The sequence below is a fragment of the Streptomyces sp. CBMA29 genome (assembly GCF_014596445.1).
GTDB lineage: Bacteria > Actinomycetota > Actinomycetes > Streptomycetales > Streptomycetaceae > Actinacidiphila.
This window is the reverse complement of sequence record NZ_MECL01000178.1, coordinates 1-25,920: the sequence shown is the minus strand read 5'-3', so window position 1 is coordinate 25,920 and position 25,920 is coordinate 1. Positions and strand designations below refer to the sequence as shown.

General features: G+C 72.6%; 22 protein-coding genes, 1 pseudogene and 1 riboswitch. Of the genes and pseudogenes, 12 read left to right on the top strand and 11 right to left on the bottom strand.

Translation table 11 applies throughout. The features are described from left to right. Positions 1 to 11 precede the first annotated feature (11 nt). The 3 genes from BGM09_RS23420 (at position 12) to BGM09_RS23410 (ending at position 1,431) form a co-directional block, all read left to right on the top strand. A complete protein-coding gene (locus BGM09_RS23420) occupies positions 12 to 671 on the top strand; it encodes a hypothetical protein (protein ID WP_188283651.1) in 660 nt (219 codons plus the stop codon). 57 nt (positions 672 to 728) lie between these two features. Next, a complete protein-coding gene (locus tag BGM09_RS23415; protein WP_188283650.1) occupies positions 729 to 929 on the top strand; it encodes a hypothetical protein in 201 nt (66 codons plus the stop codon). A gap of 85 nt (positions 930 to 1,014) precedes the next feature. Next, the gene (locus BGM09_RS23410) at positions 1,015 to 1,431 is read left to right on the top strand and encodes a nitroreductase/quinone reductase family protein (RefSeq protein ID WP_188283649.1); all 417 of its coding nucleotides are present in this window, start codon (positions 1,015 to 1,017) and stop codon (positions 1,429 to 1,431) included. Positions 1,432 to 1,442: 11 nt separating this feature from the next. Here BGM09_RS23410 and BGM09_RS23405 read toward each other — a convergent pair whose 3' ends face one another. Next, positions 1,443 to 1,877: an ATP-binding protein gene (locus tag BGM09_RS23405; protein WP_188283648.1), complete on the bottom strand. Its 435-nt coding sequence runs from the start codon at positions 1,875 to 1,877 to the stop codon at positions 1,443 to 1,445. A 115-nt stretch (positions 1,878 to 1,992) separates the two neighbouring features. Here BGM09_RS23405 and BGM09_RS23400 point away from each other — a divergent pair, with 115 nt between their 5' ends. Both BGM09_RS23400 and BGM09_RS23395 read left to right on the top strand, forming a co-directional pair. Beyond that, positions 1,993 to 2,796 (top strand): helix-turn-helix domain-containing protein, encoded by an 804-nt coding sequence (locus tag BGM09_RS23400; RefSeq protein ID WP_188283647.1) that lies wholly within the window; start codon positions 1,993 to 1,995, stop codon positions 2,794 to 2,796. Continuing rightward, positions 2,783 to 3,007 carry a DUF397 domain-containing protein gene (locus BGM09_RS23395; RefSeq protein WP_188283646.1) on the top strand — a complete coding sequence of 75 codons (225 nt, stop codon included), beginning with the start codon at positions 2,783 to 2,785 and terminating at the stop codon, positions 3,005 to 3,007. Before BGM09_RS23400 ends, BGM09_RS23395 begins: the two co-directional genes overlap by 14 nt. 281 nt (positions 3,008 to 3,288) lie before the next feature. Here the strand turns inward: BGM09_RS23395 and BGM09_RS23390 are convergent, their stop codons facing one another. Then, a complete protein-coding gene (locus BGM09_RS23390) occupies positions 3,289 to 3,903 on the bottom strand; it encodes an N-acetylmuramoyl-L-alanine amidase (protein ID WP_317452861.1) in 615 nt (204 codons plus the stop codon). Positions 3,904 to 4,456: 553 nt separating this feature from the next. Then, a riboswitch (cyclic di-AMP (ydaO/yuaA leader) is annotated at positions 4,457 to 4,629 on the top strand. Positions 4,630 to 4,640: 11 nt separating this feature from the next. On the opposite strand from BGM09_RS23390, the gene BGM09_RS23385 reads away from it, so the two are divergent. Further along, positions 4,641 to 5,846 carry a M23 family metallopeptidase gene (locus BGM09_RS23385; RefSeq protein ID WP_317452857.1) on the top strand — a complete coding sequence of 402 codons (1,206 nt, stop codon included), beginning with the start codon at positions 4,641 to 4,643 and terminating at the stop codon, positions 5,844 to 5,846. A 117-nt stretch (positions 5,847 to 5,963) separates the two neighbouring features. Here the strand turns inward: BGM09_RS23385 and BGM09_RS23380 are convergent, their stop codons facing one another. Further along, entirely contained in the window at positions 5,964 to 6,557 is a 594-nt protein-coding gene (locus tag BGM09_RS23380) for a hypothetical protein (RefSeq protein WP_188283644.1), read from the bottom strand. Positions 6,558 to 6,657: 100 nt separating this feature from the next. Then, positions 6,658 to 6,960 (bottom strand): hypothetical protein, encoded by a 303-nt coding sequence (locus BGM09_RS23375; protein WP_188283643.1) that lies wholly within the window; start codon positions 6,958 to 6,960, stop codon positions 6,658 to 6,660. Between the two features lie 307 nt (positions 6,961 to 7,267). Between BGM09_RS23375 and BGM09_RS23370 the strand changes: the two genes are divergently transcribed. From BGM09_RS23370 to BGM09_RS23360, 3 genes are all read left to right on the top strand, one after another. Then, positions 7,268 to 8,518, top strand: coding sequence for a sensor histidine kinase (locus BGM09_RS23370; RefSeq protein WP_188283642.1), 1,251 nt, complete (start codon positions 7,268 to 7,270; stop codon positions 8,516 to 8,518). A gap of 31 nt (positions 8,519 to 8,549) precedes the next feature. After that, positions 8,550 to 9,197 (top strand): response regulator transcription factor, encoded by a 648-nt coding sequence (locus BGM09_RS23365; protein WP_188283641.1) that lies wholly within the window; start codon positions 8,550 to 8,552, stop codon positions 9,195 to 9,197. A 146-nt stretch (positions 9,198 to 9,343) separates the two neighbouring features. Then, complete coding sequence (locus BGM09_RS23360; RefSeq protein WP_223187485.1) at positions 9,344 to 10,603, top strand: hypothetical protein; 1,260 nt, start codon at positions 9,344 to 9,346, stop codon at positions 10,601 to 10,603. On the opposite strand, the gene BGM09_RS23355 is transcribed toward BGM09_RS23360, so the two are convergent. The 7 genes from BGM09_RS23355 to BGM09_RS23325 all read right to left on the bottom strand — a co-directional run bounded on the left by BGM09_RS23355 (position 10,506) and on the right by BGM09_RS23325 (position 19,402). Continuing rightward, positions 10,506 to 11,093, bottom strand: a complete 588-nt coding sequence (locus tag BGM09_RS23355; protein WP_223187490.1) for a TMEM175 family protein — start codon at positions 11,091 to 11,093, stop codon at positions 10,506 to 10,508. The two genes, BGM09_RS23360 and BGM09_RS23355, sit on opposite strands and share 98 nt — an antisense overlap. Before the next feature lie 605 nt (positions 11,094 to 11,698). Continuing rightward, positions 11,699 to 12,484, bottom strand: coding sequence for a restriction endonuclease (locus BGM09_RS23350; RefSeq protein ID WP_223187484.1), 786 nt, complete (start codon positions 12,482 to 12,484; stop codon positions 11,699 to 11,701). A gap of 304 nt (positions 12,485 to 12,788) precedes the next feature. Beyond that, positions 12,789 to 13,358: a Uma2 family endonuclease gene (locus BGM09_RS23345; protein WP_188283638.1), complete on the bottom strand. Its 570-nt coding sequence runs from the start codon at positions 13,356 to 13,358 to the stop codon at positions 12,789 to 12,791. Between the two features lie 364 nt (positions 13,359 to 13,722). After that, positions 13,723 to 14,994: a PrsW family glutamic-type intramembrane protease gene (locus BGM09_RS23340; RefSeq protein ID WP_317452856.1), complete on the bottom strand. Its 1,272-nt coding sequence runs from the start codon at positions 14,992 to 14,994 to the stop codon at positions 13,723 to 13,725. 528 nt (positions 14,995 to 15,522) lie between these two features. Further along, positions 15,523 to 16,386: a tRNA (guanosine(46)-N7)-methyltransferase TrmB gene (trmB, locus tag BGM09_RS23335; protein WP_188283636.1), complete on the bottom strand. Its 864-nt coding sequence runs from the start codon at positions 16,384 to 16,386 to the stop codon at positions 15,523 to 15,525. A 198-nt stretch (positions 16,387 to 16,584) separates the two neighbouring features. After that, positions 16,585 to 17,835, bottom strand: a complete 1,251-nt coding sequence (gene lhgO / locus BGM09_RS23330) for an L-2-hydroxyglutarate oxidase (RefSeq protein ID WP_188283635.1) — start codon at positions 17,833 to 17,835, stop codon at positions 16,585 to 16,587. Between the two features lie 151 nt (positions 17,836 to 17,986). Then, entirely contained in the window at positions 17,987 to 19,402 is a 1,416-nt protein-coding gene (locus tag BGM09_RS23325) for an MFS transporter (protein ID WP_188283634.1), read from the bottom strand. A gap of 969 nt (positions 19,403 to 20,371) precedes the next feature. Between BGM09_RS23325 and BGM09_RS23320 the strand changes: the two genes are divergently transcribed. The 3 genes and pseudogenes from BGM09_RS23320 to BGM09_RS23310 form a co-directional block, all read left to right on the top strand. After that, positions 20,372 to 22,732 carry an asparagine synthase-related protein gene (locus BGM09_RS23320; RefSeq protein ID WP_188283633.1) on the top strand — a complete coding sequence of 787 codons (2,361 nt, stop codon included), beginning with the start codon at positions 20,372 to 20,374 and terminating at the stop codon, positions 22,730 to 22,732. Positions 22,733 to 23,733: 1,001 nt separating this feature from the next. Next, on the top strand, positions 23,734 to 24,945 hold the full coding sequence (locus tag BGM09_RS23315) for a DNA polymerase III subunit delta' (protein ID WP_188283632.1): 1,212 nt from the start codon (positions 23,734 to 23,736) through the stop codon (positions 24,943 to 24,945). A gap of 324 nt (positions 24,946 to 25,269) precedes the next feature. After that, positions 25,270 to 25,920: pseudogene (locus BGM09_RS23310) on the top strand (hypothetical protein); the annotation flags it as partial.

Genomic DNA, 25,920 nt, shown 5'->3' with positions numbered 1-25,920 from the left:
GCGTCGGAGACATGGGACACGGCGAGGCGGTCCGGACGGTGCGGTCGGGGGCTTCCCCGATGTCGGCCGGACACGTGCCCGCGGCCGGACACGTGCCCGCGGCCGGATACGGGCCCGGTTCGGCGTACGGCCGGCTGCCCGGCCATGTGCGCGTCCACCGGCCCGCGACGGCGTACGACCACGGGTGGCGCGCCGGATTCCGGGTCGCCCTCGGGCTGGCGGGCGGCCTGCTCGCGGCGCTGACCGCGGCGGACTGGGCGCTGGGCACCCTGGACCCCGTACGGGCCGCGTTCTGGACCGCGCTGGCCGCCGCCGTCTTCGGCGCCCTGTGTCCGCCCCTGGTCACCGCGGGTGACGGCTGGCTCCGGGTACGGGGCGTGCTGCGCGGCCACCGGGTCCGTACCGACCGCCTGGTCCGTATCCACCTCTTCCCCGGCCGCACCCCCCGGCTCGTCTTCATCGACGCCGACGGCGGGCGCGCCGCCTTCGCCCCGCGCGTGCTCGCGGCCAACCCTGATCTGTGGCGGCTGCTGGAGGCGGGCGGGCGGCGGTCGTACGACAGGGGGCTGCTGGTGGCGGGGCTGCCGGTGCTGGACGGCCTGGCGGCCGAGGCCGTAGGGGGCGCGGGGCGGGAGCCGGACTGGGAGCCCGGCCGGTCGGGTCGCGGCTGATCCGGGTCGCGGCTGATCTGGGGTGCGGACCCGGGACATGCGGGGCAGGCTGGTGTCATGGACACTCCGCCGATCACCGTGCACCCGCCGGGCCCCGGCGGCGGGCGGCGGGTCACCATCCGTGGCACCGACGTGGGCCGCGCCCACCGCATAGCCGACCTCGTCGAATTCCTCCGCCGCGCCGGTCTCGACGACATAGAGGTCGAGGAGACCGACCTGATCTCGTGGGTCGGCGGCGACGCGGATACGTGGTCGTAGCCGTACGGACAGTGGCGGCCGGGTAGGTTCGGACCCGGCGTAACGCCCAACGGGGGCGTCGGCGACATCCTGGAGGACCGGGCCGGTGTCAGAGCGAGTCGAGCGCAATCAGTTAATCATCGACCAATTCCGTTCCAACGGAGGCCAGTTGGGCGGCGGCGGTCTCCCGCTGCTGCTCCTCACCACCACCGGCGCCCGCACCGGCCGCCGCCTCACCTCCCCGATGGCGTACGCCACCGACGGCCCCCACCTCGTCGTCTTCGCCGCCAACGGCGGCCGCCCCACGCACCCCAACTGGCTCCACAACCTCCGCGCCCACCCCGCCGCCCACGTCGAGGTCGGCACCGAGTCCTTCGACGTCACGGCCACCATCACCGAGGGCGCGGAGCGCGACCGCCTCTGGGCGCAGCAGGTGCGCGCCGCGCCGTTCTTCGCGGACTTCCAGCAGCGCGCGGGCCGTACGATCCCGGTCATCACGCTCGCGCGCGTGCAGGCGCCCTGACGCGTCGGGGCTCACCACGGTGCGGGCCCGACGTGAGCCCAGACGAATTTCCCCACGGCGCCCGCGCCCTCCCTGTGCGCGCGGGGGAGGACGCCCCACCGGCCGTCCGTCAGCGCCTCGACCAGGTGCAGTCCCCGGCCCGACTCGTCCTGCGCGGACGCCTGGCGCACGACCGGGACCCGGTCGTCGGCGTCGTGCACCTCGATCCGCAGACCGCCGTCCGGCGTCGGCTGATAACGGGTCTCGATCAGCCGGTCGGCGCCGCGCGCGTGCCGTACGGCGTTGGTGACCAGCTCGGAGACGACCAACTCGGCCGCGTCCGCCAGGTCGCGCAGTTCCCATCGGTCGAGCACATCCCGCAGATGATGCCGCGCGGCCTGCGCCGACCTGGACGTCTTCGGCCACCGCTGCGCCGCCACCGGGACGGAAGGGGGTGCGTTCCTCATGGTGCTCGCTCCGTGATCGAGTGCTGACTTTCCGCCTCCAACACTCGGGGTGACGCTCTACGCTCGATAGAGGACAGCGCGTGACAATGCAGAAGGCACACAAGGGAGTTGCCCCATGGCCATGGCATACGGTGAATGGCTCCGCGAGCAGCGGAAGAAGGCAGCTCTCACCCAACAGGACCTGGCAGGCGTGGCGGTGATGACCCGTTCGCACATCGCTCACATCGAAGCGGGCCGACGGTGGCCGTCGGAGGACGACGCGAAGCGGCTGGACAGGGCCCTGAACACCGGTGACGTGCTCGCCAGCTTTCTGCCGGACAAGGACGGCAGGCCGGTGGGAAGCCACTTCGAGGCGGCGAAGGAGCTCGAACAACAGGCGTCTGTCATCCGCGAGTTCGCGCTGTCGTATGTACCGGGCTTCCTTCAGACGGAGGCATACGCCCACGCGGTGCTGCGTGCTGCGGCATACCCGCCGTTGAGCCGTGAGGAACGTGACAAGGCCGTCGTCACCCGGACCGAGAGGTCGCATCTGCTGGACGATCCCGTCGCGCCGGTCGTGTGGGCGCTGCTGGACGAGGCGGTCATTCGCCGTCCGATCGGCGGTCCCGACGTCATGGCTGCGCAACTCGTTCATCTCGCGGACCTGGTGGACAGTGACCGCATTCGCGTGCATGTGATGCCGTTCGGGGTGGGCGTGCACCCGCTCCTGCAAAGCATGGTGACCCTTATGTGGTTCGAGGATCAGCCGCCGATCGCCTACGTCGAGGGACTGCACACGGGCGTCGTGCACGATTCGCCGGCGATGGTCGAACGCTTCCAGGGCGCATACGATCTTGCCCTGGGCGACGCGCTGCCGTCGAGGGAGTCACTCGCCCTTCTGCGGTCTACAGCGAAGGACTACGGACATGAAGAGCACTGAAGCCATAATCCCGACCGCGTCCGCGCTCACCGGCTGGCGCAAGTCGAGCTACAGCGGTGGTGACGAGGGCAGTTGCGTCGAGGTGGCCGACGGTCACCCCCTCGTCCCGGTCCGGGACTCCAAGGACCCCCACGGCCCCGCTCTCCTCTTCCCGGCGGACGCCTGGTCGGCCTTCGTGGCCGAGGTGAAGTCCGGCCGCTTCCCGGTCTGAGCGCCGCCACGAGCCTGCGGGGCGGGTGCCTGCGCCACGCGGGCCACCCACGAACAGGCACGCCCTAGGCGTGTGATGCCCCGAACGTGCCGCCGTTCGCCGACTTGGTCGGCGCCTGCACCCGCTCGGCCGTGCATCCGGAGATGCGGGACTCCTACGCCGTGGATTACGAGAGGCGGCCGTGGCTCGACCGCGTCGCCGGGACCGTCGCCCGAGGCGTCGTCGTGCGCCGGGCCCGTATCGACGGGTTGGGCTGGCTGATGGGTTCCGCGCCGGAGGCGTCAGGCGGCGTTGACCAGGGCGAGGTAGCGGGGCCAGTCCCAGTTGGCGCCGGGGTCGGTGTGGTCGGTGCCCGGGACCTGGTAGTGGCCGATGATGTGGTCGCGGTCCTTGGGGATGCCGTACCGGTCGCATATCGCGGCGGTGAGGGCGGCCGAGGCGGAGTACATGGCGGAGGTGAAGTAGGCGGGCTGTCCCACCCAGCCCTCGTGCTCTATGCCGATGCTGCGGGTGTTGTAGCCCCAGTTGCCCGCGTGCCAGGCGATGTCGTGCTCGCGTACGCACTGGGCGATCTCGCCGTCTCCGGAGCGGACGACGTAGTGGGCGGAGACCGCGTGGGACGGGCTCTGGAAGATGCCGATGGCGTTGGTGAAACTCGCCTGCGTGACGTGGATCACCACGAGGTCGATCGGATACGACGAAGTGCGCCGGGACGCCGTGTAGTTGTGCGAGGTGGCCGGGGTCCAGACGGCGGAGGGGTGGTCGACGGCGCCGGTCGACGCGCGGCCGGTGGAAGAGGTCAGCTCCGCCGTGAGGCCGACGGCGACGGCGGCACCGAAGGCGAGGCCGCCGCGCAGCAGTCGGCGGCGGGTGCGCGCGCCCCCGTCCACGTCCACGTCCCCGACCGCGTCCACGTCCCCGCTCACGTCCCCGCCACCGTCGCCGTTCCCACCGTCGCCGGAGGCGACATCGCGCCCAAGCTGGCCGGATTCACCGACCCCGTCCAACGGCCCCGACGGGTCAGGGGTTCCGAGGTCGTCGGCGCGTGTCATCGAGGGCTCCCTTGGACGAGGTCAAGGGGGAGGACGCGGGAAGTCGGCACGGGGTTCCTTCGGTCCGGTCCGGACCGCGTGACCTGCCTCGGCGGCGCCTCGGCCACGCCGCCGGGGTCCGTTTCCGGCCGACCCGCATCACGCCATGGTCGACGCCGTACACACGTGAGCGACGCCCCGCCCTGACAGTACGTAATCGAACCGTCCCCCTGTGCATAACAACTGACACACACTCACATCACTACCCGGCCACATCCGGTGCCGGATTTACCCGTATCGCGCACCCCGTGACCGTTTGGTTCCTGACGTCAACTCTTTGATTCGGCTTGGAAAACGACCCCGGCTCTATTAACGTTCGATAACGCAGCGCGGTTGTCACCACCGCCACAGAGGCGGCACCGCGCGCTTGCCGAATCCCGTTCGCGGGAACCGGGGACCCGCCCTCTCGCTCGCCGCACCCTGGCGTACGGGAGGGGTCCAATGGGGTGAATCGGGCAGCGTTCAGGCCCGTAGGAGACCTTCCTGCTCCGAACCCGTCAGCTAACCCGGTAGGCGACAAGGAAGGAAAGGAGTGCGCCCGCGTGGCGTCCAACCAGCCTGCCTACGCTCCCGCCCCGGCGGCCCCAGCGGCCGATCCCCCCGGCGAGTGGGACGACTGGAATTCCCCCGAGGATTCCGCCGCCTCTGCCGCCGAGGGCTCGCCGGGCTCCCAGGGCCCGGCCGCGAACCGCCACCGGCTTCCGCGCCAGCGCTCCGTCGGTTCCGTGGCCCGTGGCTCGACCGTCCTCGGCGTTGCCGCGATGGCCGCTGTAGGGGCCGGGGGCGTGGCCGTCGCGGCCGACGCCGTACCCGCGCCGATAGCCGTCCCGGACGTACCGGAACTGCCCGACTCCCTTGACCTGCAAGCGAGTTCGACCGGTGTCTCGCCCGCAGGCTCCCCCGGCGTCTCGGCCCTGCCGACGGTCGGCGACTACTTCGGCGGCGCGGCGGTACGGGACGCGTCGGCTCCCGCGACCGTGGTCAGCGCCGCTGCGGATACGGCGACGGCTGCGGATACGGCGACGGCTACGGACGTGGCTCCGGCCGCCCCCGCCTCCGCACCTACCCCCGCCTCCGCACCTGCTTCCGTGCCCGCGCCCGTGCCCACCGACCCCGGCGAGGCCCTGCGCGCCCGTATCGTCCACGAGGCGACCCGGCAGCGGGACGCCGCCGCGCAGGCCGAACGCGAGGCGGCCGAGAAGGCCGCTGCCCAGCAGGCAGCCCGCGAGGCCGCCGCGCAGAAGGTACGCGAGCAGGCCGCCGCCGCGAAGGCCGCAGCCGAAGCGCGGGCCAAGGCCGATGCCGAGGCCGCCGCCAAGGCCGAGTCCGAGCGGCTGGCCCTCCTCGCGGTCTCGTACCTCAAGCCGCTCGCCTCTTACACGCTCACCGACAGCTTCGGCGAGGCCAGTTCCCTGTGGGCCAACACCCACTCCGGCCAGGACTTCGCCGCCCCCACCGGCACCCCGGTGCACGTCATCCACACCGGTACGGTCACCTCGGCCGGGTGGGCGGGCTCGTACGGCTACCGCGTGATCCTCACCCTCGATGACGGCACCGAGCTGTGGTACTGCCACCTCTCCACGATGGTCGCCACCTCGGGCAAGGTCACCACGGGCGACACCATCGGGCGCGTCGGCGCCACCGGCAACGTCACCAGCCCCCACCTCCACCTGGAGGTCCGTCCCGCCGCCGGGGCCGCCCCCATCGACCCGGCCGTCTGGCTCCGCGCCCACGACATCGCCGTCTGAGCCGTCTTGGCCATCTTGGCCATCTGCGACGGTCCCGCTCCCGCTCCACCCGAGACCGCACCTCCGGTTAACCCTGACGGCCCTGGCGCTCCCCCCCGACGCCAGGGCCGTCGGCATTCAGCCGTGCCGGTCCGGGGTCGGGGGCGGGGTCGGGGGCGGGGGCGGGGGCGGGGTCAGCGTCGCCGACAGGACGGCGATGTCCGTCTCGCCCTCGTCGGGCCGGAACTGGCGCAGAGCATCGGCCGCAGTGGTGGTGACGAGCAGGGGCTGCGCGCTGTCGTCCCGGACCATGGGCACGAAATCGGTGACGATCTCGCCGCGCAGCAGGATCAGGCGGTCGGCGTCGAGCGGATCGCGGGCGAGCCCGGCGAGGTGCGTCCGCAACTCGTCCGTGGCGTCCAGATCGGCGTCGTCCAGATCGGCTTCCAGCACCGCGTGGTGCGACAGCACGGTGACGGCCAGCCGCTCGCCGTTCCGCTCGTAACGCGCCGAGAGGTCGTCCGGCAGCAGATAGAAGACGCCCTCCTCACCCTCGTGGCCCCGGTTCAGCAGCAGACAGATCATCCGCTCCGCCGGGTCGGCCGACTCCAGGTCGAGGCCCAGGATCACTTCCGTACTGTCCGGATCGAGCGCCGGAATCGCACCGACCCATATCCGCGCGGAGCCGCCGCCCCCGCCCGCTCCCTCGCCTTCCGCCGCATCCTCGTTCATGCGCGGCATTCAAACACGCCGCTTCCAGCGGTGGTTGCCCGTCACGGCCCCGGACGCGGGTTCCGCGTCAGGGGCTTCGTCGGGGTTCGGGCACGCGGGCTCAGCGGCGGCGGCCGGTGATGGCCCAGGACGCGGCGGCCACGCCACCCGCGACCGAGAAGACGGCGGGCCAGGCGCCGACCTTGCGGGCGAGCGGGTGCGAACCCGCGAAAGCCGCCACGTAGACGGTGGTCAGCGTCGTGGCGACCGCCGGTCCCGAGCGCGCGTGCCACTCGCGGGCCGCGAGCGTGCCCGCCGCCGCGAGGGCCACACCCCCCAGGGCCCGCTTTCGCGTCCACCGCGCCACCCCGTAGCCGCCGATCAGCCCGCCCGCCGCCACCACACTCGCCGGAACCCCAGCCATCCCGTCCTCCTCCTCGCGCACCAACCCCGAAGCCCTGCCTTGCCCCCGAGGCTAACCGCCCCTCGTCCCCCGCCCCCGCGAGGGGGCCCGCGACCAGAAGCCACGATTCCGCCAGTCCGGCGTTCGAGGACGGGGGGCCGGTCCCGGCGGGTGTGCCAGAAGCCGTTAATCAGCCCGTCCGGCGTTTGAGGACTAGCCCCAGCGGCAATGAGCGCCCACCCGCCGGCCACGCCCCGCCGTCCGGCACCCGAGGGCGGGTCCGGGACGGTTCCCCGGGCGAGGCCCCCGCCGCCCCTACGCTCGGGGGATGACCGAAGCCGACGCCGACGCCGACCTCCGTACGGAGGCCCGTACCGACGGCCGTACCGGTGGCCGTACGCCCCGCGACTGGGCCGTGGACGTGGCCGCGCTCTGCTTCGCCGTACTGGTCGGCATGGTGGTGTACGGCGTCGCGGCGCAGCACGAGGACCGGCCGGTGTGGATCCAGGCGGTCGACCTGCCGCTCGGCGCGCTCGCGTGCGTGTCGCTGTGGTGGCGACGGCGCTATCCGATGGCCGTGGCGCTGCTGGCCGTACCGGCGTTGGCGCTGTCCAACAGCGTGTTCGGCGCCGGGATGGTGATCACGGCGGGCCTGGCGCTGTACGAGCCGCTGCGCCGTTCGCTGCCGGTGCTCGGCCTGTTCGTGGCCGCGTCCGTGCCGGACGCGCTGCTGCTGTCGGACCCGCACCGCACCGACTGGACGGCGGCGGCCTTCGCGGTGGCGTACTACCTCGTCTTCTTCGCCACGGGCAGCGCCCTGCGCAGCCGCCGCCAACTCCTCGTCCGGCTGCGGGAGGACGCGGTACGCGAGCGCGCCGACCACGCGCGGCGGCTCGCCGACACCCGCCGCGCCGAACGGACCGCCATCGCACGGGAGATGCACGACGTGCTGGCGCACCGCATCTCGCTGCTGTCCGTGCACGCGGGGGCGTTGGCGTACTGGACGAGGAGCGCCGGCGGCCCCGCGCTGGACGCGGCCGAGATCGCGGAGAGCGCCCGCGTCATCCGGGACAACGCCCATCAGGCGCTTGAGGAGTTGAGGGACGTGCTGCTCGTGCTGCGGACGGAGGACGAGGGCACGGCCGCGCCGCAGCCACGGCTCGCGGACGTGGCCGTACTGGTGGCCGAGGCGCGGGCGGCCGGCCAGGACGTGGAGTTCCACGACGACGTGGACCCGGCGCTCGCGCCCGACCTGCGCCCGCAGCTCCAGCGCACCGCCTATCGCGCCGTGCAGGAGGCGCTGACCAACGCCCGTAAGCACGCGGCCGGTTCGCGTGTCGTCGTACGGCTGAGCGGCGCGCCCGGCGCGGACCTCGCCGTCGAGATCACCAACCCGCTGGCGTACGAGGCGACTTCGGGGCCGCTGCGCCCGCTCCCCGGTTCCGGCACCGGTCTCGTGGGCCTCGGCGAGCGCGTCGCCCTGGACGGCGGGACCCTCGAACACGGGCGCGCTGAGGGCGTGTTCACCGTACGGGTACGGCTACCGTGGCCTGCGACATCAGCGCGTGATCCCCGGTAGCGGGGAGGGGCGAGGAGTGAGGGGCGGCGGCATGATCCGGGTACTTCTGGTCGACGACGACCCGCTGGTCCGCGCCGGGCTGAAGATGATGCTGCGCGGCGCCGAAGGCATCGAGGTCGTCGGCGAGGTGGGGGACGGCGCGGCCGTACCCGGGGCCGTACGGCAGCACGGTCCGGACGTCGTCCTCATGGACATCCGCATGCCGGTCACGGACGGCATCACCGCCACCCGCGCCCTCACCGGGCGCGACCCCGCGCCCCAGGTCATCGTGCTGACCACCTTCGGCGCCGAGGAGACCGTCCTGGAGGCGGTACGGGCGGGCGCGGCGGGCTATCTGCTCAAGCACACCGAGCCGGAGGAGATCGTCGAGGCCGTACGGCGGGCGGCGCGCGGCGAACCCGTCCTGTCGCCGTCCGCCGCCCGTGCCCTCATCGCCCACGCGGCTTCTGGGTCCTCTTCCCGTGCCGACGCCGCCCGGCAGCGGCTCGCCGTCCTGTCCGAGCGCGAGCGCGACGTCGCGCGGGCCGTCGCCGAAGGGCTCTCCAACACCGAGATCGGTGCGCGGCTGCATCTGTCGGTCGGGACGGTCAAGGCGCATCTGTCCAGCGCGCTGGGGAAGGCCGGGGTCGAGAACCGGATTCAGCTCGCGTTGCTGGCGCATGACGCGGGGGAGGAGTGAGGGGGCCGGGTCGGTCGGACGTGACGGTTCTGGCCGGTCGGACAGCGGTTCTGGCCGGTGGGCCGGTGACGGGTCTGGCCGGTCGGACGCCGGGTCTGGCCGTTCGGCCGAGGCCGTGAACGGAGCGGGTGCCTAGCGTCGGAGGTATGCCTTCCGATGACGCAGTACGGACGTCTTTGCCGCAGGCCGCCGCTCCCGCCTCGGGCGCGGGGACCGTATCCGACTCCCGGACGGTATCCGACTCCCGGACCGTATCCGCGTACCGGCCGCTGGCCGACCGGCACCCGCACGACCGGCACCCGCGCGACCCTCGCCCGCATGACCGGCACCCGCATGACCGGCACCCGCATCACCGCCTCCGGCTCGCGGTGGGCCTCTTCTTCCTGTCGCCCCTGATCGGGGAGTTCCTGCTCGGCAACCAGCCGGTCACCGCGCTGCCGTCCGTCCTGATCCTCGCGCCGATGTACGGCGGCGGCGCCGTACTGATCCGCGAGTGCGCGCGGCGCCTCGGCCGGGGCTGGCCGACGATGATCGTGCTCGCGGCGGCGTACGCGCTGGTCGAGGAGGGGCCGATCGACCAGATGCTGTGGAATCCGCACTACGGCGGGTTCGACATGGCGGGCGCGTACGCGGGGACGTACGTGCCGTTCCTCGGGACGAGCGTCGGGATGGTCGAGGACGTGCTGTCGATCCACACGGTGTGGAGCGTGTGCGTGCCGATCGCGCTCGTGGAGACCTTCGCGCGCGACTCGGCCGAGAGGCCGCGCCCGTGGCTGGGCAACATCGGTTTGCCGCTGGTCGCCGTGGCCTTCGTCGCCGACTCCCTCTTCCTCGCGGTCGCGCAGCAGCACAGCGAGCACTTCACGGCCTCGCCCGTCCAACTCCTCGGCTGCGGCGCCGTCATTCTCGTACTGATCGCGCTGGCCTTGACGCTCCCAGCCCGCCCGGCGATCCGCCCGGCCGCCCGTACGCCCCGCCCCTGGCTCGTCGGCGTCATGGCCTTCGCCGCCACGTCCCTCTACTGGGCGCGCGACGGCCTGCTCCCCTCCGGCGTCCCCGACTGGATCGACCCCGCGCTGTGGCTCCTGGCCGTCGCCGCCTTCGTATGCCTCGCGCTCCGCTGGTCCCGCAGCCCCGCCTGGTCCGCCGCCCACCGCTTCGCCCTCGCCGCGGGCGCGGTCCTCACCTACGCCTGGGTCGGCTTCACGCAGTCCCCGACCCTCGACGTCTCCCTGTCCCTCGCCCTGACGGGCAGCGCCGTCTTCGCCCTCGCCGCCCTCGTCCTCCTGGGCGCCGCCGCCCGCGCCCTCACGCGTCGCGCAACTCCCGGTCGCCCCGCCCCCAGAAACGCCGGTACACCCGCTGAGTCAGCAGCGGACCGAGAATCCACAGCACCCACGCGTTAGTTGTCGCGAAGAACACCGGAATGGACAGACCGAATCCGATGATGACCCCGTACGAACCCTCGTTCCCGTCCACCCCGGCGCCCGTCCCCGCGGGGTTCAGCGTCCTCAGGTAATACGTCAGGGTGAGCAGCGCGACATTCCCCAGCACCTGCAACAGCGCGTAGAAGCCCCACCGCAGCGCATGCGTGGCGACGGTGTCGTGACCCTCTTCGATCAGCATCTTCGTGGCGAACGGATTCAGGATGATCATCATCAGCCACACCAAGTTGATCTTCCGCAGCCGCGTGTCGACCCGCAGCGCCGTCCTGAACACCCTGTGATGCTCGCCCCACGCCATCGCGATCACCAGGAAACTGATCAAAAACGCCAGATAATGCCCATCATTGGCCCGCACCGAGTGCCAGAACTCCGACACATCGTGCCCCTCCGGCACCGGCAACTCCAGCGCGAGCAAGGTGATGGCGATCGCCACCACCGCGTCCGAGAACAGAATCAGCCGCTCCGCCGCCCGCGTCTCATGCTCCTGCTCGTTCTCCGAAATATCCGTCTCCCCACACGCTGCGACCCATCAGACCCGCACATCCCACCGAAGCGGCCCCAGTAGACCATCCCCGCCCCACCCGAGCCACCTCCACCCGCCGCCGGTCTTCCACCGCCGTGGTAGGAGCCGCCCGGTTGAGCACAGCGCCGCCAGCCGCCTGACATCCACCTGCTCCTCGTTGCGCCGCGGCAGCAGATACGCCAGCACGCCGCGTGCGACGAAGGAAAGTTGGTTGTCCTGGAGCGCCGAGTTGGTGATGACGGTGAATGCGCGCTCGTGCGCGCTACGGATGAATACGCATTGCGGAGGTGATGACTCCCGTGCCGGACCCCGGGGCGTTACAGCGCTGCCGTGGTCATCTACGTAACGATCGCCCCTGCGCCGCAATGGCCGCTCAGCGCCCGGACGGCAGCGATCGCTCTCGCACGTCGGCTATGAACGAGGACCAGAGAGACACTCGACGCAATCGCGTACTCGGAGATTCGGAGCCGTCAGGCTGTGGACGGACCGTCTAGCCCTACCCGAGGCTAGATACGGGAAGAGCGAGCGGCTGATCACGGCTCAGAACGGAACCCTGATTCATGGGGCCAAACAACGGCGATAGACACAGATGAGCATAGAGTGAGGAGATCTGGGCGCGGGCGAGTTGGCAACAGCATGGCGAGGGAAGGGTTTGGCACGATGAAGCGGCGGTAGTCGAAGAGCTGGCCGAGCGCCATCCTCACGGCTTCTCTCGTAACTGATCCCTTCGCCTCAACCAGGACATTGTCTGTGACGTCGAACAGGTCCGTGAAGAGGGGGCGTTGCTCACCCGCCGGGATGATCTTCTTCCGGGTGATCGTATGGCCCATTTCGGATAGGTAGCGCTCATAGTTGGCGGCCAGAGAGGCTTCGCGACGCTCGGCCTCACGCGGCTCGCTGCTGGGGTTGATCGCCATCCGTTCCGTGTTTTGCTGCTCGGTGGCCACGTCTGCAACGATGTCTTGCGGCACCGGTGTATGAGAAATAGTGGGGCCATGAGATGGGGCGGCCGTTACCGATCTGAGCCGGAACATGATTACGCTGCGAATATCTCCGGCGGAATCGGGTGCGTCCGTCGTGTAGAACGGCCTTTTCTTATCAATGACGAACTCACCAAGGCAGGCAACTACACTCCGAGAAACTGTCTCCCAGATGAAGAGTTTACGACCATCCTTCACGTGGTTGAGGACAGCCTTGTTCCCTCGGGTCATCTCCTGGTCGCCGACCTGTCCTTCACCGGCGTAGTAGTAGAACCGATCAACGCCCCACCCATCGAAGTATCCGTGACGATGTCCCCGGGTGGGATCAGTGAAGAGCATGACGCAGTCTGAGGTTCGGCTCGGGCTGATGCCGCCCTGTCCGCTACCGCCGTACCTGGCATGAACCTCTGTGCGTCTGAGTACCGCCCCAACGGTGACGTCCACCCTGTCCCCCATGTGCTCTGTGCCGAAGCCGTGGGAATGATAATCACACTAAAAAGGCTTGATAGCCCGCCCTTTAGCGGACTGCTGCACCGTCGTTGGGCCTGTCCGGCTCCTCAAGTTACCGGAGAGACCGTGTCAAGAGGGATGAATTGGGGCATCGACTCTTGGTCTTCCACGCGAGGACGGCGCCCTTCGAGGATCACGCCGTTGTCGGATACGGCCGGAGGTCCGTTGTGGGAAGCGACCAGGGACCGACAGTGATGGTGTCTCCGAAGGCGTAGTCGTGCTGGGCGCGATAGCGAGGGCCCTCAGGGCCAGGGCCGGGGTCGGTGAAGACCGTGAGAGTGCTCTTGCGGGGGTCGACCAGGAGGTAGTGAGCGATGCCCATCGCCGAATAGTCCCGGACCTTCTCCACGTAGTCGTTGGTGTGGTTCGAGGGGGAGACCACCTCGACGACCAGAGCCACGTCATCGGGATGGAAAGGGTCCATCGTGTCCTCGTCGAATGCCATGTTGGAGACGACGATGACGTCGGGGCGGCGCAATTTACCGAGGGAAGCGTCCTCGACCTCGCCGCCGGTATGGGCGACGAGGTCGGGTGGGAGCTGGCTGTCGAGTTGTTGGCGGATGCGGAGGGCGTTCCGTTCGTGGGGCCTTGAGGGAGACATCATCATGACGATTTGGTCGCCGCTGATCTCAAAGCCGCGCACGGTGTCCGGGGTGTGCTTGGCAAGTTCCTCGGCGACGGCGTGGATGCGCGCGTAGTCCATGCGGCCATCTTCCTATAGAAGCTCCGGGCCTGTGCGGGTAAGCGCGCCCGTCGTCCGCGACCCTCATCCGGGGATCACCGTGCGGTGGGTGGTGGACCGGAGGGTGGTGAGGGCGGAGGCGGGGATAGGGCGTGGGCCGAGGTGGGCGGTGCCGACGCCCGCGGCGACGCGGGCTTGTCGGCGACGTACGGCCGCCGGTACGTCGGTACGTTTGTACGGCCGGGCGCCTTCAGTACGGCGGCCGGGTTGCTCGGGTCCTGCTCCGCCGAGACGTTGCCGTGCGCCGTACCGGCCGCCATGAGGTCCACTTCGGCTCGCGCCGGTGCGGGGGGCGTACGACACGACGGGGGTGAGGGCGCGGGAATTACTGGTGCTTGCCGGGGCCGGGGGCGGCCCACGTGCCGGGGGCGGCCCACTGGGTGGGCGCTTGGGCGCCCCACGGCTGGGGGCCCCACATCGGGGCCTGGCGCGGGTGCGGGAAGGGCGCAGCCCAGACGGCGGGCGGGAGATGCGGCGTCGCGGCCTGGGCGAGCGGGAGTTGCACCAGGGACTTGCGCTGCCAGAGGTGATGGAGGAGTTCGGCTTCGCGCGCGGTGAAGTCCGGCGCGGGCATGCCGCGGGTGGCCGCCGCGCGCAGGAAGGCGAGGTGCGTGGCGAACGCGGTGTAGTCGCGTACCGCGCGCGCCCCGCTCTCGCCGTAGTAGCGGCGCGCGGTGTCGCGGGCCTGGCCGCGGGCCTTCATCGAGGCCAGGGCGGTCGGCTCGGGGAGCGTCAGCCAGCCCGCGGCGGCGTAGACGGGGAGGTTGGTGCGGATGGTGCGCAACTCGCGGGAGCGGGCCCAGAAGGCGAGCCAGACGACGAGGCCGAAGACCGGGATCATGACGGCCACGTAGACGGTCAGGAAACCGACCGGCGAGAGCATCGAGGAGCTGTTCCACAGGCCGTGCAGCACCATCGCGAGCAGCCAGCCGCCGAGCGGCGCGAGCCAGCGCCACACGCTGCGCGGGCGGCTGGTGGCGGCGATGGCGAATCCGATGCCGGTCATCGCCGTGAAGAGCGGGTGCGCGAAGGGCGTCATCAGGACGCGGACGAAGAAGGTCGCGGCGGTCGCGGAGTCGAGCACGGAGGAGCCGAGCGCCTTGTCCTCGCCGAAGGCCGAGCCGATGTACAGGATGTTCTCGGTGAAGGCGAAGCCGGTCGCGGCCAGCCCCGCCAGCACGATGCCGTCCACGACGGACTCGATGTGACGGCGCCGGAAGAGGAAGAGCAGCAGGAGCGCGGCGCCCTTCGCCGTCTCCTCCACCAGCGGCGCGACAAAGGTCGCACCCCACTGGTCGGTCTGCGTCGGGGTCGCGGAGAAGGTCGTGGCGATCAGCTTGGCGCCGTACTCGTTGGCGAACAGCGCGACGAGGGTCGCCGCGCACGCGCCCCAGGTGAAGGCGAAGACGACGTTCTTCCAGGGGCTCGGCGCCACGTGGTCGAGCCACAGGAACGCCCATATCAGCAGCGGCACCGGCAGGATGGCCAGCACGAGGCCGACCAGGAAGCTCTCGGTGCCTATGTGCTGGCGCACGACCGCCAGGATGATCACACCGCAGACGGCCAACGCCGTGAACAGCGCGCCCGTGCGTACCACCCGGCTCTCCCAGAAGGGACGTCGGGGCGCGTACTGCCAGGTCTCGGGGGCGGGCGCGGGCGCGAATCCGGGCGGCGGCCCGGCGGGGGCGGGCTCCGATACGCCGGGACGGGATACGCCGGGACGGGATACGCCGGGACGGGAGACGCCGGGACGGGATACGTCGGGACTGAATACGGCGGGACCAGACACGCCAGGACCCGGCGCGGCGGATCCGGGCGGCGGCGGCCCCGACGCGGGCAGGGCAGCGGCCTCCTGAGGACCGGCGGCCCCGGCAGCCGGGTGCGAAAACGTGGACACCCCTCGACAGTACGGGGGCCGGGCGGCCGTACGCGAGGGTGCGTACGCATCGGTTCGCGCAGGTGACCGCCGCTACCCGGCCTGACAGGGCGGGTCAGGGTGCGGTCGCGGGGGACGGGCCCGGGGACGGTTCCCGGAGCGCGCGCCGGTCGCGTACGCCGGACGTCCCCGCGCCCGTACGCCGGTCGCGCCCCACGCGTCTACGCCGGACGCCTCCCGCCGCCTCCCTCAGATACGGGTGAACAGCAGGTCGCGTACGACGTGCCCCTTCGCCAGCCCCTGCCGCTCGAACTTCGTCATCGGCCGGAAATCCGGCCGCGGGGCGAAACCTTCCGCCGGGTACCGGTTCGCCAGCCCCGGCTCCGCCGCCAGCACCTCCAGCATCTGCTCGGCGTACGGCTCCCAGTCCGTCGCGCAGTGCACGACCGCGCCGGGCCGCAGCAGCGGCAGCAGCATGGCCAGGAAGTCCGGCTGGATCAGCCGCCGCTTGTGGTGCTTGGCCTTCGGCCAGGGGTCGGGGAAGTACACGCGCAGCCCGGCGAGCGACGCGGGCGGCAGCATGTCCCGCAGCAGGACGACGGCGTCGCCGTTGGCCACCCGCACGTTCGTCAGGCCGAGGCGGTCGGCGAGCGACAGCAGATTCCCCTGGCCGGGGGTGTGCACATCGACGGCCAGGATGCCCGTCGCCGGGTCCGCCGCCGCCATCGCGGCGGTCGCGTCCCCCATCCCGAAGCCGATCTCCAGCACCACGGGCGGCTCGGGGTCGCCGAACAGCGCGCCCGGCTCCAGCGGCGCGCCGTCCAGCTCCACCCCCCACGCCTCCCAGTGCCGCTCGATCGCCGCGGCCTGCGCCTGCGTGATCCGTCCCCGCCGGGCATGGAACGACCTGATCCGGTGCTCCTCCCGCGACCCCGCCGGATCGGGCGCGGGCCCGCTGGGAAAGCGCTGCTGCTTGCCGACGGCGGAGGCCGCCTTTCCGGCAACGGTTTCCGGGACGGTTTCCGCGACGGCATCGGCTACGGCTACGGCATCGGCCTCGCGTACGGCGGGCGCGCTCGTACGCGTGGCGGGGGGAGTGGGTGACGTGGACACAATGCCGTCGATTCTACGGGGCGCCCGTGGACCCCCGGAGCGGCCGCCGGCGGCGTACGGGCTCACGTACCTCACGTACCGGTTCGCGGACGCGCCGCGTCAGGCCAGGTCCGGGGGCTGGCCGCGCAAAGGAGACGGCGGCCGGGACCGTACCCCAGAAACCGTCATGCCGCTCGCGGGGCTACGCGGCCCGCGGGGCTACGCGGCGCGCAGGGCCTCCAGGGCCCGGCGGGCGACCTCGCGGCCGATCGGGAGCGAGGCGGTGGCGGCGGGGGAGGGGGCGTTGAGGACGTGGACGAAGGGGGCCGTGCCGGCGAAGAGGAAGTCGTCGACGAGGGTCCCGTCGGGGAGTACGGCCTGGGCGCGGACTCCGGCAGGGGCCGGGACGAGGTCGCCGGGCCGCAGGGCGGGCAGCAGGCGGCGGGCGTCGGCGGTGAAGGCGCGCTTGGACAGCGAGCGGTGGATCTCGCCCGCCTCCTGCCGCCAGTGGCGGCGGGCGATCCGCCAGGTGCCGGGGAAGCGGGCGGTCGCGGCGAGGTCGCGCAGGCCCACGGCGCCGCGCCGGTAGCCCTCGCGGGCGAGCGCGGGCACCGCGTTCGGACCGACGTGGACGCCGCCGTGCACGTCGCGGGTCAGGTGGACGCCGAGGAAGGGGAAGTCCGGGTCGGGCACCGGGTAGACAAGACCGCGCACCAGCCCGCGGCGGACCGGGATCAGCTCGTAGAACTCGCCGCGGAACGGCACGATCCGCATGCCCGGGTCGTCCCCGGCCAGCTCCGCGATCCGGTCGCTGTGCAGCCCCGCGCAGTTGACCAGCACCTTCGTACGGATCTCGGGGCGCGGGCGGCCCTCGGCGTCGGTGCCGCGGACGGCGACCAGGCCGTCGGCGCGGCGCTCGATCGTACGGACCCGCTCGCCGTAGCGGACCCGGCAGCCCGCGTCCCCCGCCAGCCGGGCCAGGGCGGCGGCGACCTCGCGGAAGTCGCAGATGCCGGTGGTGGCGACGTGGATGGCGGCCAGCCCCGCGACCTTCGGTTCGTACTCGGCGATCTGGGCCGGGCCCAACTCCCTTACCGGGATGCCGTGTTCGCGGCCCCGCTGGACCAGGGCGTGCAGGCGCGGGAGTTCGGCCTGGGCGGTGGCGACGATGAGCTTGCCGGTGGTCTCGTGCGGGATGCCGTGCTCGGCGCAGAATTTGCCGATCTCGGCCGAACCCGCCAGCGCGTACTGGGCTTTGAGGGAGCCGGGCCGGTAGTAGATGCCGCTGTGGATCACCCCGCTGTTGCGGCCGGTCTGGTGGCGCGCGGGGCCCGGTTCCTTCTCCAGGACGGTGACGCGGATGCCGGGGGAGGCGCGGGTGAGCGCGTAGGCGGTGGAGAGGCCGATGATGCCCGCGCCCACGACGAGGACGTCCTCCGGACGGGAGGCGGGTGATGTGCTGCGGGTCATGACGCCTCCTGCCTCTGGGCCCTCATTGCCGGGTGGGGCGGTCCTCAAACGCCGGACGGGCTGATTTTGCTTCTGCTCTCCGCCCGGACGGGCTGATGTCGCTTCCGCTCTCCGCCCGGACGGGCTCTTCTATGCCGGCTCTATGCCGGCTCTATGCCGGCGCCGCCAGTAAGGGCCGCGCCCGCTCCCGCAGCTCCAGCACCCGCGGCTCGTCGTTGTACGGCTCCAGGCGGTGCAGCAGGTCGCGGACGTACTCCGTGGTGCGGGCCGAGGAGATCCGGCCCGCGACCTCGACGGCCTTGGTGCCCGCGGCGCACGCGGCGTCCAGGTTTCCGGACTCCAGTTCGGCGACGGCGGAGACGACCAGGCGCAGGCCGTGGGAGCGGACGAACTCCTCGGTGGGCCGGGCGAGGGCCTGTTCGGTGAAGCGCTGCACCTGGCGCGGGACGCGAAGGTCGCGGTAGCACTCGGCGGCGTCGGCGGCGAGCCGGTCGTAGGAGTAGAAGCCGAGCCACTGCGGGTCGGCGTCGCCCTCGCGGGAACGCTCCAGCAGGGCCTCCGCGGCGGCCAGTGAGGCCCCGCAGGCGGCGGCCTCGCCCGCCTTGGCGTGCGCGCGGGCCTCCACGAGATGGAAGAAACTCATCGTGCGGGCGGTCGCCAGACCGCGGTTGCGCTCCAGCGCGGCCTGGGCGAGGTCGACGCCCTCGTCGGAGAAGTTGCGGTACGTGGCCTGGAGCGACATCGAGGCGAGCACGTAACCGCCGAGCGGTACGTCGGCGGCGGCGCGGGCCATCCGAAGCGCCTGGATGTAATACCGCTGGGCGGCCTCCTGTTGGCCGGTGTCGAAGGCCATCCACCCGGCGAGACGGGTGAGTTCGGCGGTCGCGCCGAACAGCGCGCGGCCCACGTCGTCGCTGTAGGAACCGAGCAGCAGGGGCGCCGCCTCGACCCGCAGGCACTCCGGGACCATGCCCGAACGCCAGTCGCCGCCACCGTACTTGGAGTCCCAGCGGCGGGCGTCCTCGGCGGCCTCGCGGAGCTTGGTCACGTCGTTGTGACCGACGTGGTTCATGCCCGGCGCGGGCGCGTCGCGGGCCACAGTGGCGTCCGCGGGGGTGATCAACCAGCGCGACGCGGGGGTCACGTAAGCGCTCACTGCGAAAGATCCGGCCAAGCTCTGCCAGATGCCCGTGCCGCCGGGTCCGCGCCGGCCGGCAAGATCCAACCGCCACAGATCGGTGGCCGATTTCACCGCCTCGCCCACATCGCGCGGGAAGGCCAGACCGACCTCGGGCGCCGGGTCCGCGTCGGCCAGACCGATCTCGTGCAGCGGCACGGGACGGCCGAGCTTGGCGCCTATCGCCGCCGCGATCAGATGCGGCGCGGCGCCCTGCGGGACCATGCCCTTGGCCACCCACCGGGCGACCGACGTCTTGTCATAACGCAGGGTCAGGCCGCGTTGGGCGCCCAAGTCGTTGACCCTGCGGGCCAGTCCGGCGTTGCTGATGCCCGCCAGAGCGAGAAGGGTGCCGAGCTTCTCGTTCGGCCCGCGGTGTTCTCTGTTCACTGCGGTTCACCTCGTGATGCCGCTGGGGGGCAGGCCGGCCGGCCTGGTCTTGTCGTGGGGTACGGGGTCACCTTCCCCTGGAGCCCGATTCAGCCACCGCGGTGACCGCTCGGCGGCCGGTGCGGCGCATGCGCCGGACACCCGAGCCGCGCGTACGTGTGCGAACCGGGTACACCCAGCGTAGTTCGCCGCATCCCGACCGTTAAGAGTCTCGTCCCGGATGGCGAGATTCCTGCCCCTTACTCGCCATCTCATTGGACCGTGCTCCCGGTATATGTGGCCGTGCGCCCGGCCGTGCGCTCTGTGCCGTCCGGGACGGCGGCGCTTGCATAGGGTCCGTGGGTCGGCCCGCGGCCCCGGCAGGCGGCTATGGCGGTGGTACGGCGGGCCAGGGGGTTCCGCTGCCACAATCCCCGCGGGCGGCGGACCGGCCCGGGAGGTGCGTAAGCGCCCTCCCGGGCCGTGGACCTCCCCTTGCGCCGAAGCCTCCCCGCGACGGCGCGCCCGCGCCCGGCCGCGCCTTCGCCGCCCGACGTCCGCGGGAGGTGCTCCACCAGCGGTCCACACCTGCTCCACACCTTCTCCACGGCCCTCACCACTGTCTCCTTCACCACATCCGCCGGCCTCGCCCGCGCCGGAACGCGCCCTTAATGTCCCGCATGCCGACCTCGAACGGTCCTCAACCGGTCCCTGGTCGTGTACTTGGCTTTCCGGCATATCAACTGCGGCATGTGCCGCAGACTTTGGCGCGAATCAGACGTTTCGGCTGATGCGTGTTTCACACTCGCCTCGCGGCTGCCTTCAGCGCGCGACCCGGCGCTCCTTGGTGCACCCATGCGCCGCTTTGCGCGCCTTCACGTGGCAGCATGGTCTTTCGGACGTCAGACGTGGCAGCGAAGCGGTAGAGCAGTGGGGCGGCGGCAGAGCGGCCCCCCGCGTACCGGCTGTCCACAGCCTGTGGAGGCGGCGATGCGGTGGTTGGTGGGGTGGAGCAGTGCCACCGCGGGTCCCGTTCCCGGCAGCAGGACCCGTACGCTCCTGCCCGTCGGTGCCCAACTCCTGTGGTCTGAGCCGGATCCGCTGTGGGCCGTCGGTGACTGGCGGCCCGACGAGGTCCGGGTCGTCCAGGCCGATCCGGGCGGCGCCGCCGCGTACGCCTTCGGCGGCGGCAACGGCGCGGCGTACGGCGCCGCGGGCGCGGCCCACGGGGACGGATACGGCGACACGTACGGCGGGGCGGGCGCCGCGTACGGCGACGGGGGCGCGTACCGCAACGGCGGCCGGGGCGACGGCGGTTCGAACGGCTCCCACGGCGGCTCCCACGGCTCCCGCGGCAACGGCTCCCATGGCAACGGGCACGGCGGGGGCGCCCCGCACACCGTCGCCCGGCTCGCCGTACTCGGCCGATGCGGCGCCAGCGACGCCGAGTTGCGGCTCGGCCTGGTCGCCGCGCGCGGCGGCGCGCTGCGCCATCTGACGGCCTGGTCGGGCAGTTACACCGCCGTACTCCAACTCGGCCGCCGCATCACCGTGTTGGGCGACCTCGCCGGGGCCAGGCCGGTCTTCCACACCCACTGGGCGGGCGGTACGGCGTACGCGACCGCCGCCCTCCCGCTCGCCGACCTCATCGAGGCCGGGCTCGACGTCACCCACCTCGCCGCGCTCCTCGCCTGCCCCGACTCGCCCGAAGCGCTCGGCGACGGCACCCCGTACCTCGGCGTCCGCCGCGTCCCGCCCGGCCACGCGCTCATCCTGCGCGACGGCGCCCCGGAGATCAGCGGCTACGAACAGACCGCCTCGCTGGCCGTCGGTCACCAGCCCACCAACAGCGCCGACGCCACCGCGGCCGTCGAGGGCATACGGGACGCGCTCGTCGACGCCGTACGCGCCCGGCTCTCCCAGGCCCGCTTCGTCCCCGACCCCGGGGACGGGCCCGCGCCCGGCATCGGCGCCGACCTCTCCGGCGGCAGCGCCTCGGCCACGCTCGCGCTGCTCGCCGCGGGACTGCCGGGCAACCCCGGCATGCTGCCCGGCGCACCGGGCTCGCTGGCGGGAGAGCGGCTGCTCGCGGTCACCTTCAACGACCTCGCGGGCGGCGGACCGCCGGGGTCCTCCGGCGGCGGGCCCTGGGGTGCCGGGTCTTCGGGCGGCGGGTCTTCGGGCGGCGGACTCCACTCCAGGGAAGCGCAGTTGGAACGGGCGCGGATCATGGGCGCCGACCCGCGGCTGCGGCACGTCGTCGTCCCCGGCGGCCCCGAGGCACTGCCGTACGCCGACCTCGGCGGCGGCGCGCTCACCGACGAGCCCGCCCCCTCCCTCATCGACGCCGAACGCAACCGGCGGCGGCTCGCCGCCGGCGGCGCCGACCACCTCATCGGATACGGCGCCCGGCAGGTCCTCGACGCGCATCCCGCGCGGCTCGCCGACCTCCTGATGGACCGGCGTCGCCGCCACCTCGTACGGCCGGTGGCCGCGCTCACCCGGGCCGACGGGGTGCTCGGGCACCCCGCGCTCGTGCCCTTCACCGTGCCGGTCACCGTCTACCGGGCCGCCCGGCGGCTCGCCCGGACCCCTTATCAACAGGGTGTGGAGGACGCGGCGGCGCGGCTCCAGCGCTACGAGTTCGGCTCCGCGGGCAGTGGGCCGCTGGCCGCGTCCCTCGCCGCGATGACCTGGGTACGGCCAGGGCCGGCCGCCCGCTGGCTCACCGGGGAGGCGCTGGCCGAGGTGTCGGTCCGCCTCCAGGACGCCGCGCGGCGGCCGTGGCCGATGGACCGGCCGGGGGAGCGGCGCGCCCGCGCCGTGCTGGCCCGTACCGCCGGGGACTTCCGCGCCTTCGAGCAGGCCGCGGCCGTCCCCAGCCAGCGGCTGCACGCGCCCTTCCTCGACAACCAGGTCGTCCGGGCCTGCCGGGCGCTGCCTGGCGCCCTGCGCGTACGGCCCGGCGCTCGGGCCGACGTCCTGCGCGACGTCCTCGAAGGCGCCGGGGTCCGCGACCTGCCGCCGGGGTGGGGCGCCAACTCCCACTCCACCGCTGCGGCGGCGGCCCGCACCGGGTTGCGCTCCGCGCTGGACGACCTTCTGGACCTTTTTGACGCGCCGCTGCTCGCTGATGCCGGGCTCATTGACGCCCGCGTGGTGCGCTCCGCGCTGGTCGCTGTCGCGGACGGGAGTGGGGTGGCGGCGGACCTCGACGGATTGGGGGACCTTGTCGCCACCGAGGTCTGGCTGCGGCGGCTGCTCGCGCGGCGGGGGTCGTGCTGGACCGATCCCGCCACCCCCACCGATCCTCGCGCCCTCTCCTCCGGGGTCCAGCGGCTCTCTCTCTGACCTCGCCTTCTCTTCTTCTTTTCCTGTTTTCTTTCCCGCCCGCCCACCCGTGCGGGTGCTTTGTTCGTCTGCGGGTGCCGCTTGTGCCTGGTCGGTGCCGGTCCGGGGTACCTCCTCGAAATCCGTATCACCTGGCCCTGCGTATCCGGTGCCGTTCCTGTCAACGTATTTCTGCGGGGGCACCCCGGCCCGTCCCCTTCCGGTACGTCGGCGTCCGCATGTCCGGTGGGGGTTGCCGGGGTGGGGGGTGGGTGGGGTGCTTGGGGAAGGGCCCGAGCTTTCCGAGTCACCGGGCGGGGGCACCGGCGCAGGACGGTCCGCCGAAAGGAACCCCCGACCCCCTCAGCCACAGCGGACAGGCACCCGCCGCCGTACCCCAAACCCGCCCACCCCCACCGGACCGTCGGACGCCGCCGTACCCGAGAGCCCGCCCACCCCCTCCCGCCGGACAGGCACCCGCCGCCGTACCCCAACCCCCCACCCCCTCCCCCTCAGCGGACAGGCACCCGCCGACGTACCCGAGCCCACCCCCTCCTCCCGCCCACCCCCTCCCGCCGGACAGGCACCCGCCGCCGTACCCCACCCCCCCACCTCCTCCCACCGGACAGGCGGACGCCGCCGTACCCCAAACCCGCCCACCCGCTCCCGCCCACCCCACCGGACCGTCGGACGCCGCCGTACCCGAGCCCACCCACCCCCTCCCCCCTCAGCCCCCACCGGACAGGCGGACGCCGACGTACCCGGAGGGGACGGGCCGGGGTGCCCCCGCAGAAATACGTTGACAGGAACGGCACTGGATGCGAGGGGCCAGGTGTTACGGATTTCGAGGAGGTACCCCGGGCCGGGACCGACCAGGCACAAGCGGCACCCGCAGACGGAGAAAGCACTCGCACGGGTGGGCGGGCGGGCAAGACAAGACAAGACAAGACAAGACACAGCAAGGGCGGCCAGCCCTGTCAGTGGGGTGACGCAGAATGGTCCCCGGGAGAAGGGAGGTCGACATGACGGTATGGGACGACGTCGTCGGCCAGCACCGCGTAGTCGCGGAGCTGTCCGCGGCGGCGGCAGACGCAAACGCCTTGGTGACGGCCCACGAAGAAGGCCGCCCACAACCCGCGGCGTCCAGAATGACGCACGCCTGGCTCTTCACCGGCCCCCCGGGATCGGGCCGATCCACCGCCGCCAGAGCCTTCGCCGCCGCACTCCAGTGCGTCAGCCCCGACCGAGCCCTCGGCGCCCCCCCCGGCTGCGGCTTCTGCGACGGCTGCCACACCACAGCCCTCGGCACCCACGCCGACGTGGAATTCGTCCGCACGGACCTCCTCTCCATCGGCGTCAAAGAAACCCGTGACCTGGTGCGCCGCGCCGCGCTGTCCCCGGCCGGAGGCCGCTGGCAGGTCATCGTCATGGAGGACGCGGACCGCCTGACGGAAGGCGCGGGCAACGTACTGCTGAAGGCCGTCGAGGAGCCCGCCCCCCGCACGGTGTGGCTGCTGTGCGCGCCGTCGGTGGAGGACGCGCTGCCGACGATCCGTTCGCGGTGCAGGCTGCTGAGCCTGCGTACGCCGTCGGCCGAGGCGGTCGCGGACGTACTGATGCGGCGCGACGGCATCGACCCGGCGCTGGCGGAGCGGGTCGCGCGGGCGACGCAGGGCCACATAGGGCGTGCGAGACGGCTGGCGACGGACGAGTCGGCACGGTCCCGCCGCACGGCGGTCCTGCGCGTACCGCTGCGGGTCGCGGACATCGGCGGGTGCCTGCGCGCGGCGCAGGAGTTGGTGGACGCGGCGCAGGAGGACGCCAAGGCGGTCGCGGAGGAGGTCGACGGCAAGGAGACCGAGGAGATGCGGGCGGCCCTCGGCGCGGCGGCGGGCGCGGGCAGCCGGATGCCGCGCGGCACGGCGGGCGCGATGAAGGAGCTGGCGGACCGGCAGAAGCGGCGTTCGACGCGTACGCAGCGCGACACCCTCGACCTCGCGCTCACCGACCTCGCCGGGTTCTACCGCGACGTGCTGTCGGTGCAGCTCGGCTCGGCGGTCGGCATCGCGAACACCGAGGTCCGCGAGGGCATCGAGCAGATCGCGTCGTCGTCCCGGCCGGAGAACAGCCTGCGCAGGATCGAGGCCGTGCTCGCCTGCCGCGACGCCCTGGACCGTAACGTCGCCCCGCTGCTCGCGGTGGAGGCCATGACCCTGGCGCTACGAGCGGGCTGAGGGCCGGGCCCCGCCTCGGGGCACGCTCCCGGAAGGGCACCCCCGACCACGTCACCACGTCACCACGTTGGTGCGTTCGGGTGATCCCGCCCCCGCCCCCGTAACGTCTCCCACCCCACGGCCCGCAGCCGTTGCAAGGTGCAGACAGCGTTCCCGCGCTTCCGCCGCCGTACGGAATCACCCACCGCCTTGGGGGGCATCCCACCCCGAGGACCCGACCCGACCCGGCCTGGCCCGACCCGGCCCGACCCGGCCCAAGGACCAGCCCCCGTACCCGGCCGCACCGTCCCAGCGGGAGCGCACCCGCACCCGAGGGGTTCCGCCGTGGCCGACGTCGTCCTGTCCGTCCTGCTGCTCGCGGCGACCGCCGCCGCCGTACTGCTGGCTCACCGCGCCCTGCGGCACTGGTGGTCAGAGCGCGCCGGGCGGCCGTACGAACTCCCCGCCGACCGCCTCGGCACCGCCCTGCGCGCGGGTGCGGCAGGGGTCGCGGCGCTCACCGCCCTGGCGCTCGCCGTGCCGCTGCTCAGCGACTCCCGCGACACCGGCCGCGCCGACCTGGCCCCCGCCGGAGAGTCGTCGGCCGAGGCCGCGGCCACCGTGCCGCCCGCCCCCAGCCGTACCCCCGCCCCCGCCCCGCCGGCGCCCGAGATGCGTACGGTCGGCCACCCGGCGGGCGGCACCCTGATGGAGCTGCGCGACGGCATCCGCGTCTGGCTGCCGCCGCGTTACGCGTCGGCGGGCGCGGCGAGCCTCGTGTACCCCGTCGTCCTCGCGCACCTGCCCGCCAGCGGCGCCCCCGACCTCTTCGAGGGCTTCGCCGTACAGGCCAAACGCGGCCTGGCCAATCCGTTCCTGCTGGTCATGCCGCGCGACTGCGGTCAGGACCCGGTCGCCGTCCTGGCGGAGGCCGCCCGCCACTTCCGCGCGCTGCCGGCGAGTGGCGCGCACGCCGTCATCGGCCTCGGCGCGCAG

Excerpts from the sequence above, each read along its gene's own strand:
- BGM09_RS23420 (WP_188283651.1), top strand. The coding sequence starts at position 12 with ATGGGACACGGCGAGGCGGTCCGGACGGTGCGGTCGGGGGCTTCCCCG.
- BGM09_RS23415 (WP_188283650.1), top strand. The coding sequence starts at position 729 with ATGGACACTCCGCCGATCACCGTGCACCCGCCGGGCCCCGGCGGCGGG.
- BGM09_RS23405 (WP_188283648.1), bottom strand. The coding sequence starts at position 1,877 with ATGAGGAACGCACCCCCTTCCGTCCCGGTGGCGGCGCAGCGGTGGCCG.
- BGM09_RS23400 (WP_188283647.1), top strand. The coding sequence starts at position 1,993 with ATGGCCATGGCATACGGTGAATGGCTCCGCGAGCAGCGGAAGAAGGCA.
- BGM09_RS23395 (WP_188283646.1), top strand. The coding sequence starts at position 2,783 with ATGAAGAGCACTGAAGCCATAATCCCGACCGCGTCCGCGCTCACCGGC.
- BGM09_RS23380 (WP_188283644.1), bottom strand. The coding sequence starts at position 6,557 with ATGAACGAGGATGCGGCGGAAGGCGAGGGAGCGGGCGGGGGCGGCGGC.
- BGM09_RS23375 (WP_188283643.1), bottom strand. The coding sequence starts at position 6,960 with ATGGCTGGGGTTCCGGCGAGTGTGGTGGCGGCGGGCGGGCTGATCGGC.
- BGM09_RS23370 (WP_188283642.1), top strand. The coding sequence starts at position 7,268 with ATGACCGAAGCCGACGCCGACGCCGACCTCCGTACGGAGGCCCGTACC.
- BGM09_RS23365 (WP_188283641.1), top strand. The coding sequence starts at position 8,550 with ATGATCCGGGTACTTCTGGTCGACGACGACCCGCTGGTCCGCGCCGGG.
- BGM09_RS23360 (WP_223187485.1), top strand. The coding sequence starts at position 9,344 with ATGCCTTCCGATGACGCAGTACGGACGTCTTTGCCGCAGGCCGCCGCT.
- BGM09_RS23350 (WP_223187484.1), bottom strand. The coding sequence starts at position 12,484 with ATGCTCTTCACTGATCCCACCCGGGGACATCGTCACGGATACTTCGAT.
- BGM09_RS23345 (WP_188283638.1), bottom strand. The coding sequence starts at position 13,358 with ATGGACTACGCGCGCATCCACGCCGTCGCCGAGGAACTTGCCAAGCAC.
- lhgO (WP_188283635.1), bottom strand. The coding sequence starts at position 17,835 with ATGACCCGCAGCACATCACCCGCCTCCCGTCCGGAGGACGTCCTCGTC.
- BGM09_RS23320 (WP_188283633.1), top strand. The coding sequence starts at position 20,372 with ATGCGGTGGTTGGTGGGGTGGAGCAGTGCCACCGCGGGTCCCGTTCCC.
- BGM09_RS23315 (WP_188283632.1), top strand. The coding sequence starts at position 23,734 with ATGACGGTATGGGACGACGTCGTCGGCCAGCACCGCGTAGTCGCGGAG.